The following is a 13217-nucleotide window of genomic DNA, read 5'->3' as shown; positions in this document are numbered from 1 at the left end:
TATGACAAAAAAAATTAATCAAGACCTTACTGCTGAACAAAAATTAGTTTTATTTGAAGATGGTACGGAAGCACCAGGTACTAGCGAATTAAATCATGAAAAGAGAGAAGGTAGCTATCACTGTACTAATTGTGGTGAAAAATTATTTGATTCAAATGCTAAATATGAAAGTGGTTCAGGCTGGCCTTCATTTTATCAATCATTACCAGACGCTTTTGAAACTAAAACAGACACTCTATTAGGCTATGAAAGAGTAGAATATCATTGTAAAAAATGTGGCGGCCATCATGGTCATATCTTTGAAGATGGACCTAAACCAACAGGCAAAAGGTATTGTAATAACGGTGTTTGTTTAACCTTTAAGCCTAAAAATTAATTTATTTTAAAAGTTCTAGTAATTTATTTTCTTTTTCAAGAGCTCTAACATCATCGTAACCACCAATATGATTTTCATCAAAAAAGATTTGAGGGATGGTTCTTTTTCCGTTAGCTTTTTTAATCATTTCATCCATTGCACCGTCAACTGTTGCAATGTTGATTTCTTTATATTCAACGTTGTTTCTAGTTAATAATTTTTTTGCTGCATCACAAAAAGCACAAAGTGGTCCTGTATAAATAGTTACTGATTTCATGGATTATAAATAATCATTCTTTTTAATTTTACTAGTAATTTCTTTTCTTGAATACTCAAATTTTTTTTTGTGCTTAATACTTTTTTGATTAACTCTTTTTCTCCACAATCTAAAAGATACAGGCTTTATAGATCGTCTCATAATCTTAATAACTTCACCTTCTGTTTTTCCAGTCTTTTTCTCAATTTCCTCAAAAGTGATTCGATCTGCCCAAGCTGCCCAAATGATCCAGTCAGGATCTGAAATATGGGGTTCTGGGTTTTTAACTCTAGTTATAGGGGTGTGACCTTTTTTTTTCATAAATCCTCTATTTTCATTATATTTGAAAAAATTGATTAATGCATTTTATTTAGGGTCATGGTATCTTCAAACCTAGATAGTCCATCTTAGCCATCTTTAGCTCCGGTTTTTTTGGACTATCCTCAAACCAAAAATGCTCCCTTTAAATTATTTCCTTTTTTTACAGATAATTTTATTTCTATTTATTACTCCTGGCACACCTAGAATTGTAATCATTTCATATTCCATGAATTATGGAGTTCAAAAATGTATCTGGACAGCTCTTGGAGATGTTACAGCAAATATTATTCAAGCCACTTTAGTAATTTTTGTTTTAGGATCTTTTTTTGCCGATAATCCAAATTTTTTAAATATATTTAAGTGGATAGGAATTGCATACTTACTCTATCTTGCTTACGATATTTATAATTCAAGATTTAAAGATGTAAGCTCAGATAATATTTCATCAAAAAGTTTTTTTTCATTCTTTAAAGATGGCTTTTTAGTTGCTGGAACAAGTCCTAAGGCTTGGATGTTCTTTCCATTAATATTTCCACAGTTTATTGACTTTAATTCAAATTATATCGTTCAATTTTTTATTTTAATCACAACATATGTAGTTTTAGATTTTTTATCTCTAATTGCTTATGCAGTACTTGCTAGAAAATTAATTATTTGGATAAAAGCAAATCCAAAAGTTATAAATACAATTTCTGCGTGTGTATTAATATTAATTGCAATTACAATTGCATTTATTCAAAAGTATTAAAAACCTACAAATAAAATTGCGGCAATTAAGTCTGTATGACGTTAGTTGTATTTTTATTCATTTAGATGTTTAATTGTTTTTTAAATTTAAAACTAATAGAGGAAAAAATAAAATGAAAATCAGAAATATACTAATTACTTTAGTTTCTGCAATTGCTCTTTTAATTTCAGCTTCAACTATATCTTTCGCGAAGGTAGTTGGAGATAAAATTATTTTAGGTGCAGCTGTTTCATTGACTGGAAAATATTCATCCAATGGTGTTCATACTCAAAACGGCTATAACTTAGCAGTTGAGAGAATAAACGGCATGGGTGGTGTTAAAGTTGGTGGAAAAACTTACAAGTTTGACATTATTTATTACGATGATGAATCAAACTCAGGAAGAGCAGCACAACTTGCAGAAAGATTAATCCAACAAGATGGTGTTAAGTTTATGCTTGGGCCATATAGCTCAGGACTTACAAAAGCTATGGCACCTGTAACTGAAAAATATGAAGTTCCTATGGTTGAAGCAAACGGTGCGTCTAGATCGTTATTCACTAAAGGTTACAAATATTTATTTGCAGTACTTGCGCCAGCTAACTTATATCTTGATGTAGCAATTGACCTTGCGGTTGAAAAAAACGGTGGAAAGCCAGTTAAGATTGCAATGGCATTTGAACAAGATGCTTTCTCACAAGATGTGAGATTGGGTATTGTTGAAGCTGCTAAAAGAACAGGTTCTAAAATCATCATAGATGACAAGTTACCAAAAGAGCTTAACGATATGGCTGCTACTTTATCTAAAGTAAAAGCTACTAATCCAGACGTTCTTGTGGTTTCAGGTCATACAAAAGGTGCTTTAACAGCTGTTAGACAAATTTCAGAGATGAAAGTTGACGTGAAAATGTTAGCAATGACTCACTGTGATGCTGCTAAACTATCTAAGCAACATGGTAAAGCTTCTGAGTACGCACTTTGTGCTTCTCAATGGCATAAATCTCTATCATACAAAGACAACTACTTTGGTGGTGGTATGAAATATGATGCAGACTTTACTAAAGCATTTGGATATGCACCGCCTTACCAAGCTGCTGAATCTTCTGCTGCTTTATTAGTTTTTAAAGATGCGTTCGAAAGAGCACAATCGTTTGATACTAAAAAAGTTAGAGATGCTTTAGCTGCAACTGATATGCAAACTTTTTATGGAAACATAAAATTTGCTGCAGGTGGTCAAAACGTATCTAAGCCAATGGTACTTTTCCAAGTATCATGTAACGATGATGGTAGTGTGTGTGAAAACAAAGTTGTAGCTCCGACAAAATGGGCATCAGCTGAGTTGGTACACCCAATTCCATCTTGGTCAGAAAGATAATACCTAATATGCAAAATGCTCCCTAGTAATAGGGGGCATTTTTTTATAAACATCTAAAGAATTTATGGATTTCTTAATTTTTCAAGCACCGATCTTAATGGTTCAAGCATCAATGGACGGAATACTTCTTGGTATTTTGTTTGCATTAATTGCTTATGGAATGGCATTACAGTGGGGAGTAATGAATATAATAAACATTGCTCAAGGAGAATTAGTAATCATGGGTGGATACATTGCATACTTTATGTATCTATCAGGAATTCACCCAGCCTTTGGCGTGATTGTATCGCCAATCATTATGTATTGTGTGGGTTGGGGAATGTACAAGCTTGTTATTAATAAAGTAGTAGACAAAGATTTGTTCACTTCAATACTTGCTACATTTGGAATTAGTATTTTAGCTCAACAACTAATGAATTTTGCATTTGGTGCAGATGTTGTAGTTGCTCAATCAAATTTTGGAACAACAATGTTGTTTAATAATTCAGTAACACTTCCAAATGCTAAAATATTTTCAGGAGCAGTTTGTGTGATATCTGCAATTATTCTTGTCATCTACATGAAGAAATCAAAATTAGGAAGAGCAATTAGAGCAACCGCTCAAAACGCGAGAGCAGCAAAAATTTTAGGGGTTGATACTGAGAAAGTTTATGCAGCAACCTTTGGTATTAATGCAGCACTATGTGGAATAGCAGGAGCATGTATTGCAATCACATTCACACTTCATCCTTACACGGGACTACCTTACACGGTTAGATCTTTCATGATTGTAATTATTGCAGGACTTGGAAATTTACCAGCCGTTGCAATATCAGGAATGGGACTTGGTGTATTTGAAGAATGGGCAGATTATCTGCTTGGAACAGAATTTAGAATTGCAGCAGTATTCTCGTTACTAGTTATTATATTGGTTTATAGAAGGTTTAAATTAGCTCGAAAAAGAGAGTATTTAAAATAATGAATAAAAATACACTCCTATACGCAGGCTTAATAATTTTTGGTTTAGCTGGAGCATTCATATTTCCAGCTTACAAACTTCAATTATCGTTTCTTTATATATTGATTGTTTTAGCTATGACTTGGGACGTTCAAGGTGGACAAATGGGCTACAACACGTTCGGTAATATATTATTTTTTGGCGTTGGAATGTATGTTGCATCAAGCACTCAAATAGCAATGTTCTTTTCACTAGCAGAATGGACAGACGCAGGTGGAGAAAAAACTTTTGTTCATACTATCCCTCAATTTTTTCAAGGTTTTGGTGTTGGTATATTACTAGCAGGAATTATTCCGACAATAATTGCAGGAGTAATTGGTTATGGGATTTTAGGTTTAAGAGGACACTACTTTGCAATTTGTACTTTAGCATTAGGAATTGCTGCAGGCGAACTTGCGGGTGGAATTGAGATTATTGGTGCAGGTCAAGGTATGACAGTTCCAGTTTGGCCAAAAGGATTTGGATCTAATGCATCATCATCTCAGTTTTTATATTATTTGTGTTTTGCTCTTGCAGTTGTAACTTTTATTACTTTGAAGTGGGCCTACAGCACAAGATTTGGTTTAGTTTTAAATGCAATAAGAGACAATGAAGATAAAGCGGAGGCAATGGGAATTCACACCATGAGATATAAAATTATTGGCTGGATGGTATCAGCTTTCTTTGTTGGAATTGCTGGAGGATTAATGGGTCATATAAATGGATACATTGAACCAACTGAAATTGCATTTGCTGGACCAACGTTTGGTGTGTTCATGGTTTTAATGGCAATCCTTGGTGGTAAAGGAACTTTATGGGGGCCACTTGTTGGTGCAACTATATTTCACTTATTTAAAGAGGGTTTTTGGACTTACTTCTTGGGCTGGCAGTATGTTGCTCTTGGAGTTTTAATTATTGTAATCGTTGTTTATTTTCCTGAAGGGGTAATGGGATGGTTAAGAGAAAAGTATCCTGAAAGATTTGGTGAAGTTGTCGATGAAGCTGACTTAAAAGCACAGGTGGAATTAAAGTAATGGCTATATTAGACATATCAAATGTAAGTAAGTCTTTTGGTGGTGTTAAGGCCAACGTTGATATTTCAATGTCAGTTGAACAAGGTTCAATTGTTGGATTAATTGGTCCAAATGGATCTGGTAAAACTACTTTATTTAATTCAATTGTAGGAACTTATCCAATCGACAATGGTTCAATTAAATTTGATGGTACAGAAGTTTCAGAACTGCCAGTGCCTGTTGTTGCAAAGCTTGGATTACTTAGAACTTTTCAACAAACTAGAATTTATGGAAAATTAAACTGTATTCAAAATATGTTAATCAGTAATAAACCTGAGAATGATGGAATATTATCAGTATTTCAAAAGATACCTTCTGATTTAACAGATAAAGCTGAGACGTTATTAAAATTTGTAGGGCTTCATCAAAAAAGAAAGCTCAGAGCAGGAGATCTTTCATTTGGACAGCAAAAACTATTGGAACTTGCAATGGCACTAATGAATGAACCTAAAATGCTTTTATTAGATGAACCAACAGCTGGAATTAATCCAACATTGATTAATGGAATTATCGATCGTTTAATTAGTGTTAATAAAGACTATGGAATTACCTTGCTAGTTATAGAGCACAACATGAAAGTAATAATGAATTTAGCACAAAGAGTTTTTTGTTTAGCACACGGTCAAATGTTAGCAAACGGAACTCCAGATGAAATTAAAAATGATAAGCGTGTGCTAGACGCTTACTTGGGAGCACAATAATGTCAAATCAATATGATGTATTAGGTAAAGCACCAGGGCCAGAAGATTTACAAAAACTATCACCAGATAATAACCACCTAACTATAAAAAAATTATCAGCGGGTTATGGTAAAATGGAAATACTTCATGATTTTAATTTAAATGTAAGTAAGGCTCAGTCACTATGTTTGATTGGACCAAATGGTGCAGGAAAATCTACAATACTTCATTCTATTTATGGATTTACAAATATTTTTTCAGGACAAATAGAAATTGATGGAAAAGAAATTACCAACTTAACTCCAGCTCAAAAACTTACATCATGTGGAATTGCTTATATACTTCAAGATAATTCTGTTTTTCCAGATATGACTGTTGAAGAAAATTTATTGATGGGTGGTTATTCCAAAGAAAATACTGATGAGTCCTATGAAGAAGCAGAAAGAATTTTTGAAAAATATGAAAGATTAAGAAATAGAAGAAATCAACCTGCTAAAGTTTTATCAGGTGGAGAAAGAAGATTATTAGAAATTTCTAGAGCATTAGTTATGAAACCATCGGTATTACTAGTTGATGAACCATCTATTGGATTAGAGCCAAGATATATCGATATGGTTTTTGAAATTTTAAGGGATCTTCAACAAACAGAGAAGAAAACAATTATTTTAGTAGAACAAAATGCTAAAAAGGGATTAGAGTTTGCAGATATAGGTTACGTTTTAGTATCTGGACAAACTGCGATCGCTGGCAAAGGGGATGATTTGTTAAAAAATCCTGATGTTGGTAGATTATTCCTTGGAGGTTAATGATTAATAAAGAATTTTTCTTTAAAGGTTTTAGATCAATTCTAGCTCCTGATAGTCCTGCTCTTGCACTCGGTTGTTGTTTTATAGCAATAGGTGCACTTCTTAAAAATTTGGGTTTTAATATTCAAGAAAGCATTTTTTCAACAATGCTTACTTATGCGTTACCTGGATCGCTAGTAATGGCGGAGTCATTATTAGTTGGAGCATCTTTACTTAATATATTTTTGGCTGTTTGGTTTGTTAATGCAAGATTGTATCCAATGGCAGTTTCTTTATTCCCATTAATGATGCATAAAAGCCAACCTAAGTGGAAATATTATTTTTCTTGTCACTTCATAGCTGTGTCTGCATGGCTGATAATGAAGAGTAATTATAAAAGTATTGAAAAAAAATACAGAATTGATTTTTGGATTGGAATTGGTTGTGCAACCTGGACTACAGCAGTAATAGGTACTTTTATTGGTTTTTATGCTTCAGATTATTTAGATAAAAATATGATGATGGGTTTAGCAATTTTAAACCCAATTTATTTCTTATGTATGATGGTGGGTGCAATGAAGACCATTCAAATTACAGCTGCAGTAATTTTGGGTCTATTATTGGGACCAATATTTTATTTTCTATCACCTGAGTGGTCAATTTTACTAGGTGGGTTAGTTGGTGGAACCATTGCTTATTTTATAGGAGAACTAAATGTCAACTAGTGTAGTTCTTGCAATTTTAGTTACATCATTAGCAACTTTTTCATCTAGATTATTAGGGGTAATCTCATCAGAAGGAATAAAAGAAACTTCAAAGTTATTTAGATGGTTTAATTGTCTTGCTTATTCAACACTAGCTGCACTAATAGCCAGAACAATTATATTTCCGGTAGGTGTTTTGTCTGATGCTAGTTATCTAAGTAGAATTGTCGTGGTTTTATTTTGTTTATTCATATTTTTTATTTCAAAAAGAAATTTTGTTTATCCAACTGTGATTTCTGCTATTATGATGACAGTACTAAATAATTATCTCTAATGGAAAATATCTCTGGAATAACAATAACCGAACATCAAGATTCAAAAAGAATAATTGATATTAGAATTGAAGATGAAATTTTAGATAAATTGATATTTCCATTCAACAAATTTGATATCACTGCTTTAGAGTATAAACCATTTACTAGATTTACTATTGCTAAAAGTTTAGACGATTTAACTTCTAATAAATTAAGCAAATTACTTAATTCAATAGTAAGAGACAGAGACACAGGCTGTTTTATAATTGGTCCAAAAAATATAAGTCCAAAAATTAATGATACATTTTTAGTTAAACTATCAACAGCAATTGCTTATTTAATTGGCAATCCAAACCATGATGCAATGGCTGGAAAATATTATGCAAGATTTTTTGTAAAGCACGAAGATAAAAGTGATTCGTATTTGAGAAAAGCCTACACAAATATGGATCTCCATACAGACGGCACATATGTTAAGGAGACGACAGATTGGCTACTTATGACTAAAATTGAAGAACAAAATGTGCAGGGTGGAGAAACAGCAATGCTTCATCTTGACGACTGGGAACATTGTGAAGATTTATTTAATGATCCAGTTGGAAGAAAAGATTTTGTTTGGGGTTCCTCTAAAAGTAAAAATATAGAATATAAAGTTGAACATCCAGTTTTCACAACAGATGATAAGGGTAAGCCAAAAATTTCTTATATTGATCAATTCCCTGAGCCAAAAAATATGGATCAAGGAATTTTCTTACAAAAGTTATCAGATGGTTTGGAGGAGAGTAAGAATAAAGTAATCACTAAACTAGCACCTGGGTCAAGCATTGTAGCTAATAATTATTTTTGGCTACATGGAAGAAAACCTTTCAAAGAGAATAAAGATTTAAGTAGAGAACTGTTGAGAATTAGAGGCTCTTTTTTTATTAATTAATTCACCAATATCACTATAAAGTAACTATATTTATGAAATTAGGCTTTATAGGAACAGGTAAAATTACATCTGCTGTAGTTACAGGTATTTGCAGCTCTAATATTTCATATAAAAAAATAATCATTTCCCATAGAAATAAATCTATAGCTCAGAGCTTAAAAAAGAAATTTAAAAAAATAAGTATTAGTAAAGATAATCAGGAAATAATTAATACATGTGACTGGATTTTTTTATCTGTGACACCAACTGTAGGTGAAAAAATTATTAAAGATTTAAAATTTAGACCAAGTCAAATTATAATTAGTTTCATATCAACAATTACTTTGGCTCAACTCAAAAAAGCAATTAAAGTTAAAGCAAAAATTATAAGAGCGATACCACTACCACCAATATCTTTAAAAAAGGGACCAGTACCTATCTGTCCATCTAACAAAAAAGTAAAAGATTTCTTTAATAAAATTGGCACAACAGTTGAAATTAAAAATGAAAAATCTTCAATTAATTTTTGGTCGACATCTGGAATGATGGCTCCATTTTATGAACTGTTAAGAGTGATGACTGAGTGGTTAGTTAAAAGAGGAGTTAAGCGAAATGATGCACAAAAATATATAACTTCTTTATTTTTAGCGTTATCTGAAGATGCAGTTGTGAATTCTAAAAAAGATTTAAAACACTTAGTAAAAGAATCTCAAACACCAAAAGGATTAAATGAACAAGGTGTTAAAGAGTTAACAAAAGCTGGTTTTTATAAATCTTTAGAGAAGACACTCAATAGTATACATAAAAGATTAAATAAATAAAATTCCATGGATCAAGAACAGAATATCTTACAAATTGAAAACCTATCTAAATATTTTGGAGGGTTAGCTGCAGTTTCAGATTGTTCTTTAAAAATTAAAGAAGGATCTATTACAGGAATTATAGGACCTAATGGTTCTGGTAAAACTACTTTATTTAATTTAATTGCTGGAAACCTTAAAGCATCAAGTGGAAAAGTTTTATTTTATGATGAAGACGTAACAGATGTTCCTTCATATGAATTATTTTCAAAAGGAATATTAAGAACTTTTCAAATAGCTCATGAGTTTACCAATCTTTCTGTTTTAGAAAATTTAATGATGGTTCCAGCAAACCAATCAGGTGAAAAATTAATGACAGCCTTACTAAAACCAAGTTTAGTTAGAACTGAAGAACTTGCTGTTAAACAAAAAGCTCAAGACGTAGTTGACTTTTTAAATTTAACACATTTATCAAACGAATTAGCAGGAAATTTATCAGGTGGGCAGAAAAAATTATTAGAACTTGGAAGAACTATGATGGTTGATGCAAAATTAGTATTACTTGATGAAGTAGGAGCTGGTGTTAATAGAACACTACTTAAGGATCTAGGTACTGCAATTCTTAAGTTAAATAAGGAAGAGGGGTACACATTTTGTATGATTGAGCATGATATGGAGTTTATAAGTAGATTATGTAACCCTGTTATTGTTATGGCAGAAGGGTCAGTTTTATTTGAGGGTACTGCTGAAGAAGCTAAGAAAGATGAAAAGGTTATAGAAAGTTATTTAGGTAGAGGATCAAAAATAAAGGATGAAAATTAATGGCTTTTTTTGAAGGTTTAAAAATGACAGGTGGTTATGGTAATGGGCCTGATATCATTAATTCTTGTTCTGTTGATGTGAACAGAGGTGAAATAGTTTCAATTCTTGGACCTAATGGTGCTGGTAAATCAACAGCCATGAAAGCAATGCTAGGTCTTTTAAGTTTAAAATCAGGCTCAGTAGTAATTGATGGAAAAGATATTTCAAAACTTTCACCACAAGATAGGGTGAGAGAGGGTATTTCATTTGTTCCACAGACAAAAAATGTATTTTCTGGAATGAGTGTTGAAGAAAATTTAGAGATGGGTGCTTATTTAAGAGATGACAACTACCAAGAGATCATAGAAGAAATTTATGAACTCTTTCCAATACTTAGAGAAAAAAGAAATCAGTTAGTTGGTGAACTATCAGGAGGTCAAAGACAACAAGTAGCCCTTGGCAGAGCATTAATGATAAAGCCGTCTGTATTAATGTTAGATGAACCTACAGCAGGAGTTTCTCCAATTGTAATGGATGAATTATTTGATCATATAATTAAAGTGAAAAGAACTAATGTTGCAATTTTAATGGTTGAGCAAAATGCTAAGCAAGCACTTAATATCTCTGATCGAGGATATGTATTAGTTACTGGTGAAAATAAATATTCAGGAACAGGAAAAGAATTATTAAACGACCCAAGAGTAAGAAGCTCTTTTTTAGGTGGATAGTATGGATTTTTTAAACGCAATTATATTACTATTAAATTACATTTTTATGCCAGCTCTTACGTATGGCTCGCAACTAGCACTAGGTGCAATATTTGTAACTTTAATTTATGGAATTCTACGGTTTGCAAACTTTGCAACTGGAGACATGATGGCTTTTGGTACAATGGTTACAATATTGTTTACTTGGTATTTCCAATCACTTGGAATTTCTTTAGGGGTTTTACCTACAGCATTACTTGCCATCCCTTTTGCAATTGTTTTAACAATTGGGTACATGCTCTTAGTTGATAAATTTGTTTTTAGATATTATAGAGTTCAAAAAAGCCCACCAGTTCAACTTGCAATGGTTAGTATTGGTGTAATGTTTGTAACACAAGCTGTAGTTAGAATAATAATTGGGCCATCTGACAGAAGGTTTTTTGATGGAGAAAGATTTATTATTAAAGCTAGAGAATTCAAAGAGATGACAGGACTTAATGAGGGTTTGGCTATTAAATCTAGTCAGGTAATAACTATATTTGTAACAATTGTATTGGTTTCAATTCTATTTTGGTTCTTAAATAAGACTAAAACAGGAAAAAGTATGCGTGCTTACTCAGACAACGAAGACCTAGCTTTATTATCTGGAATTGACCCCAAAAGAGTAGTCATGATTACATGGATTATTGCGGGTATTTTGGCAACAATTGGTGGAGCTTTGTATGGTTTGGACAAAAGCTTTAAGCCATTTACTTATTTTAATAACATGCTGCCAATTTTTGCTGCTGCAATTGTTGGAGGCATTGGAAACCCGTTTGGAGCATTTTTAGGAGGGTATGTCATAGCTTTTTCAGAAATATTCTTGACCTATGCTTATAAAAAATTCTTTATGTATATTTTACCAGCAAGTATGGAACCAGAAACATTAGTGCAATTATTATCTACTGATTATAAATTTGCTGTATCATTTTCTATATTGGTGATTGTTTTGCTTTATAGACCAAATGGAATATTTAAAGGGAAGGTATTGTGAGAAAGTACTTAAACGTAATTACAGCCTACACAATAATGATGGGTTTAATTATCTTAGTTGGAATATTTCAATCATGGAATGTTGCTCTATCAATTTTTAATATGTGTTTGATTTCTGCAGTGATGACTATGGGTGCAAATATTCAATGGGGATATGCAGGTTTAATTAATTTTGGTCTCATGGGTTATGCAGCATTAGGTGGATTGGCTGCAGTTCTAATATCAGCTGAACCCGTACAAGAAGCATGGGTTGCAGGTGGTTTTAATATTCTAATGTGTTTATGGTTAATAGTAGTGATGATATTTGCAATTCGTTTTGTATTAAAATATTTTGAAAAATCAAAAATTAGAACTTATGGTATTGCAGCAATTATTATTGCTGGAATTGTCATTATAAGAATAACATCAGAGCCAAGTATTGAAGCTATTGAAAGTGTTAATCCAGCAACAACAGGATTTCTTGGTGGATTAGGGTTACCAATTATGTTTTCTTGGATTGTTGGTGCTTTTTTTGCGGGAGGTCTAGCTTTTGTAGTTGGAAAAGTTGCGTTAGGTTTGCGGGCAGATTACTTAGCTATTGCTACATTATTAATATCAGAAATAGTTATAGCCATCATTAAACATGAAGATTGGTTAACAAGGGGAGTTAAGAATGTAATTGGACTGGATCGACCAGTACCTTATGAAATTGAACTCCAAACTAAAGAATGGTTTATAAATCTAGTTGCAAAATTTAATTCTGGAAAATTAGATTTAATCTCAAGTATTAATGATAAACAGGCAGCTCTTAATCAATTAGTAATTGAGGGATCATCAGTTTTTGTAAAACTTTGTTATTCAGGTTTATTTTTAATTGTTGTTATAGCTTTATTAATAGTTACTCAAAAAGCCCTTTACTCTCCATGGGGAAGAATGATGCGTGCGATAAGAGATAATGAAGAAGCTGCTAATGCAATGGGAAAAAATGTTGTCAAACAGCACTTATTAATTTTTATTTTAGGTTCAGCTATTGTTGGAATAGCAGGTGCCATGTTAGTTACGCAAGATGGTTTATTTACACCAGGTAGTTACCAGCCTATGAGGTATACTTTTTTAATCTGGGTTATGGTTATCGTCGGAGGAAGTGGAAATAATTTTGGAGCAATTTTAGGTGGTTTTGCAGTCTGGTTTCTATGGATTGAGGCAGCACCAATTGCATTATTCTTAATTAATCTATTTACTGCACGTTTAGCAGACACACATTCATTCAAAATCCATTTAATTGAAAGTGTTCCATACTTTAGATATTTAATGATGGGTATGGGTCTTTTACTGATCATGAGGTATCGACCTAAAGGTATACTTCCTGAGAAAATCGAAATAAAATAAATTTATTATGAAATATATTATACTCGGGGCTGC

17 protein-coding genes are annotated in these 13217 nt (G+C 32.3%); 15 read left to right on the top strand and 2 right to left on the bottom strand.

The window, feature by feature from the left end; genetic code table 11:
* Nucleotide 1: 1 nt before the first annotated feature.
* On the top strand, nucleotides 2-376 hold the full coding sequence (gene msrB / locus ABXT72_RS05455; protein WP_415277950.1) for a peptide-methionine (R)-S-oxide reductase MsrB: 375 nt from the start codon (nucleotides 2-4) through the stop codon (nucleotides 374-376).
* Nucleotide 377: 1 nt separating this feature from the next.
* On the opposite strand, the gene grxC is transcribed toward msrB, so the two are convergent.
* The gene (gene grxC / locus ABXT72_RS05450; RefSeq protein WP_415277949.1) at nucleotides 378-632 is read right to left on the bottom strand and encodes a glutaredoxin 3; all 255 of its coding nucleotides are present in this window, start codon (nucleotides 630-632) and stop codon (nucleotides 378-380) included.
* A 3-nt stretch (nucleotides 633-635) separates the two neighbouring features.
* Nucleotides 636-932: a TIGR03643 family protein gene (locus ABXT72_RS05445; protein ID WP_168607274.1), complete on the bottom strand. Its 297-nt coding sequence runs from the start codon at nucleotides 930-932 to the stop codon at nucleotides 636-638.
* A 133-nt stretch (nucleotides 933-1065) separates the two neighbouring features.
* On the opposite strand from ABXT72_RS05445, the gene ABXT72_RS05440 reads away from it, so the two are divergent.
* The 14 genes from ABXT72_RS05440 (at nucleotide 1066) to ABXT72_RS05375 (ending at nucleotide 13184) form a co-directional block, all read left to right on the top strand.
* A complete protein-coding gene (locus tag ABXT72_RS05440) occupies nucleotides 1066-1680 on the top strand; it encodes a LysE family translocator (protein WP_415277948.1) in 615 nt (204 codons plus the stop codon).
* A gap of 112 nt (nucleotides 1681-1792) precedes the next feature.
* On the top strand, nucleotides 1793-3034 hold the full coding sequence (locus tag ABXT72_RS05435; RefSeq protein WP_415277947.1) for an amino acid ABC transporter substrate-binding protein: 1242 nt from the start codon (nucleotides 1793-1795) through the stop codon (nucleotides 3032-3034).
* A 64-nt stretch (nucleotides 3035-3098) separates the two neighbouring features.
* Entirely contained in the window at nucleotides 3099-3992 is an 894-nt protein-coding gene (locus tag ABXT72_RS05430; RefSeq protein ID WP_168607277.1) for a branched-chain amino acid ABC transporter permease, read from the top strand.
* On the top strand, nucleotides 3992-5044 hold the full coding sequence (locus tag ABXT72_RS05425; RefSeq protein WP_415277946.1) for a branched-chain amino acid ABC transporter permease: 1053 nt from the start codon (nucleotides 3992-3994) through the stop codon (nucleotides 5042-5044). Before ABXT72_RS05430 ends, ABXT72_RS05425 begins: the two co-directional genes overlap by 1 nt.
* Nucleotides 5044-5784, top strand: a complete 741-nt coding sequence (locus ABXT72_RS05420; RefSeq protein WP_415277945.1) for an ABC transporter ATP-binding protein — start codon at nucleotides 5044-5046, stop codon at nucleotides 5782-5784. The genes ABXT72_RS05425 and ABXT72_RS05420 overlap by 1 nt, the downstream gene beginning before the upstream one ends.
* A complete protein-coding gene (locus tag ABXT72_RS05415; protein ID WP_415277944.1) occupies nucleotides 5784-6569 on the top strand; it encodes an ABC transporter ATP-binding protein in 786 nt (261 codons plus the stop codon). The genes ABXT72_RS05420 and ABXT72_RS05415 overlap by 1 nt, the downstream gene beginning before the upstream one ends.
* Entirely contained in the window at nucleotides 6569-7273 is a 705-nt protein-coding gene (locus ABXT72_RS05410; protein WP_415277943.1) for an AzlC family ABC transporter permease, read from the top strand. Before ABXT72_RS05415 ends, ABXT72_RS05410 begins: the two co-directional genes overlap by 1 nt.
* Entirely contained in the window at nucleotides 7263-7586 is a 324-nt protein-coding gene (locus tag ABXT72_RS05405; RefSeq protein WP_415277942.1) for an AzlD domain-containing protein, read from the top strand. The genes ABXT72_RS05410 and ABXT72_RS05405 overlap by 11 nt, the downstream gene beginning before the upstream one ends.
* A complete protein-coding gene (gene glaH / locus ABXT72_RS05400; RefSeq protein ID WP_415277941.1) occupies nucleotides 7586-8497 on the top strand; it encodes a glutarate dioxygenase GlaH in 912 nt (303 codons plus the stop codon). The genes ABXT72_RS05405 and glaH overlap by 1 nt, the downstream gene beginning before the upstream one ends.
* 32 nt (nucleotides 8498-8529) lie before the next feature.
* On the top strand, nucleotides 8530-9297 hold the full coding sequence (locus tag ABXT72_RS05395; RefSeq protein WP_415277940.1) for a pyrroline-5-carboxylate reductase: 768 nt from the start codon (nucleotides 8530-8532) through the stop codon (nucleotides 9295-9297).
* A gap of 6 nt (nucleotides 9298-9303) precedes the next feature.
* A complete protein-coding gene (locus tag ABXT72_RS05390; protein WP_415277939.1) occupies nucleotides 9304-10098 on the top strand; it encodes an ABC transporter ATP-binding protein in 795 nt (264 codons plus the stop codon).
* Entirely contained in the window at nucleotides 10098-10805 is a 708-nt protein-coding gene (locus ABXT72_RS05385; RefSeq protein WP_415277938.1) for an ABC transporter ATP-binding protein, read from the top strand. Before ABXT72_RS05390 ends, ABXT72_RS05385 begins: the two co-directional genes overlap by 1 nt.
* A 1-nt stretch (nucleotide 10806) precedes the next feature.
* A complete protein-coding gene (locus ABXT72_RS05380; RefSeq protein ID WP_415277937.1) occupies nucleotides 10807-11817 on the top strand; it encodes a branched-chain amino acid ABC transporter permease in 1011 nt (336 codons plus the stop codon).
* A gap of 35 nt (nucleotides 11818-11852) precedes the next feature.
* Complete coding sequence (locus ABXT72_RS05375; RefSeq protein WP_415279168.1) at nucleotides 11853-13184, top strand: branched-chain amino acid ABC transporter permease; 1332 nt, start codon at nucleotides 11853-11855, stop codon at nucleotides 13182-13184.
* Nucleotides 13185-13217 lie beyond the last annotated feature (33 nt).

It is taken from the genome of Candidatus Pelagibacter sp. Uisw_094 (genome assembly GCF_047729535.1).
In the GTDB taxonomy this organism is placed as follows: domain Bacteria; phylum Pseudomonadota; class Alphaproteobacteria; order Pelagibacterales; family Pelagibacteraceae; genus Pelagibacter.
The sequence above is the reverse complement of the archived record's forward strand: the minus strand, read 5'-3'. Positions and strand labels throughout refer to the sequence as shown.

Excerpts from the sequence above, each read along its gene's own strand:
- ABXT72_RS05390 (WP_415277939.1), top strand. The coding sequence starts at position 9,304 with ATGGATCAAGAACAGAATATCTTACAAATTGAAAACCTATCTAAATAT.
- glaH (WP_415277941.1), top strand. The coding sequence starts at position 7,586 with ATGGAAAATATCTCTGGAATAACAATAACCGAACATCAAGATTCAAAA.
- ABXT72_RS05430 (WP_168607277.1), top strand. The coding sequence starts at position 3,099 with ATGGATTTCTTAATTTTTCAAGCACCGATCTTAATGGTTCAAGCATCA.
- ABXT72_RS05435 (WP_415277947.1), top strand. The coding sequence starts at position 1,793 with ATGAAAATCAGAAATATACTAATTACTTTAGTTTCTGCAATTGCTCTT.
- ABXT72_RS05405 (WP_415277942.1), top strand. The coding sequence starts at position 7,263 with ATGTCAACTAGTGTAGTTCTTGCAATTTTAGTTACATCATTAGCAACT.
- ABXT72_RS05445 (WP_168607274.1), bottom strand. The coding sequence starts at position 932 with ATGAAAAAAAAAGGTCACACCCCTATAACTAGAGTTAAAAACCCAGAA.
- ABXT72_RS05410 (WP_415277943.1), top strand. The coding sequence starts at position 6,569 with ATGATTAATAAAGAATTTTTCTTTAAAGGTTTTAGATCAATTCTAGCT.
- ABXT72_RS05420 (WP_415277945.1), top strand. The coding sequence starts at position 5,044 with ATGGCTATATTAGACATATCAAATGTAAGTAAGTCTTTTGGTGGTGTT.
- ABXT72_RS05425 (WP_415277946.1), top strand. The coding sequence starts at position 3,992 with ATGAATAAAAATACACTCCTATACGCAGGCTTAATAATTTTTGGTTTA.
- ABXT72_RS05440 (WP_415277948.1), top strand. The coding sequence starts at position 1,066 with ATGCTCCCTTTAAATTATTTCCTTTTTTTACAGATAATTTTATTTCTA.
- ABXT72_RS05395 (WP_415277940.1), top strand. The coding sequence starts at position 8,530 with ATGAAATTAGGCTTTATAGGAACAGGTAAAATTACATCTGCTGTAGTT.
- msrB (WP_415277950.1), top strand. The coding sequence starts at position 2 with ATGACAAAAAAAATTAATCAAGACCTTACTGCTGAACAAAAATTAGTT.
- ABXT72_RS05385 (WP_415277938.1), top strand. The coding sequence starts at position 10,098 with ATGGCTTTTTTTGAAGGTTTAAAAATGACAGGTGGTTATGGTAATGGG.
- ABXT72_RS05380 (WP_415277937.1), top strand. The coding sequence starts at position 10,807 with ATGGATTTTTTAAACGCAATTATATTACTATTAAATTACATTTTTATG.
- ABXT72_RS05415 (WP_415277944.1), top strand. The coding sequence starts at position 5,784 with ATGTCAAATCAATATGATGTATTAGGTAAAGCACCAGGGCCAGAAGAT.
- ABXT72_RS05375 (WP_415279168.1), top strand. The coding sequence starts at position 11,853 with ATGATGGGTTTAATTATCTTAGTTGGAATATTTCAATCATGGAATGTT.
- grxC (WP_415277949.1), bottom strand. The coding sequence starts at position 632 with ATGAAATCAGTAACTATTTATACAGGACCACTTTGTGCTTTTTGTGAT.